Source organism: Pseudaeromonas sp. HNCC25DJ180 (assembly GCF_055413345.1).
Window position 1 is genome coordinate 1 of sequence record NZ_JBVAYF010000038.1, and the last position, 879, is coordinate 879.

The window sequence follows — 879 nt, forward strand, 5'->3', positions numbered from 1 at the left end:
CAGGGCGGGAGCATACTTTGTTGATTATTTAACCAAAGAATAACTGTGCCCGATAATTGTCATCCCAACTTGCTTTTTTTAGCTTGTTTCTCTGGCTCGGCGCGCCGCAATCACTCTGTTTTACGATGTTCAGAACAAACCGTCGGAATAGCGCCATATTCTCGACCGCATCCTCCATCGCAATCCTTGATGCATCCTCGTTGAACACCACATCAAGAATGTAATGCTGGCTGTTCTCGATCCGCCAATGCTGACGAATATAGTGCCCTAGCAACTTGTGCTTGGGGGATAACGAGCTGACATAGTAGGAGGTATCTACCGTTCCTTTTCCGTTGGCGCTGCGGTGACGCTCAACGGCGATGATGCTGCGGATTGTCGGCCATTTCTCTGCTAACTCTGGCGGTAATTTTGCTTTTAATTGAAACACATAGCGTTCTTCTTGACGACCATGCCCACTCTCTTTGTGCTCGACGACAATCTTCTCTTTCTGAGCATCAAACAGTGCCTGGAATTGTGACTGAACGGCTTGGTACAACTTTGGCTGGTTCTTCTTTACCTGTACCACCACATGAGCCTTCTTCTCGCTGATTTTCTCCAGTGTCTCTCTCTGACAATGCAGCGCATCGAGTGTCACAACGGCCCCCTTGAGTTCAAGAATGTCCAGCATCTCTTTGACGGTTTCGATTTCTCCCCTCTTGGTGGGGGTTGCCTTCTGGCTCAATACCAGACCATTTTCGGTATCGTAGGCCGTGACCAGTTGAAGAGCATCCTTGGAATTTTTCCGGTAGGAGCCGCGTAACACCTTGCCGTCAAAGGCAATTACCGGTTTGCCTTGGTGGGTGCGCTGTTCATTAACCCAGTGCAGCAAAGCCTCCAACA

Annotated in this window: 1 protein-coding gene; it reads right to left on the reverse strand. The window is 49.3% G+C overall.

What is annotated here, in order from left to right:
• Positions 1 to 28: 28 nt before the first annotated feature.
• Positions 29 to 879, reverse strand: an 851-nt coding sequence (locus ACZYTD_RS17160; RefSeq protein ID WP_463893909.1) for an ISAs1 family transposase, incomplete at its 5' end; no start/stop codon positions are given.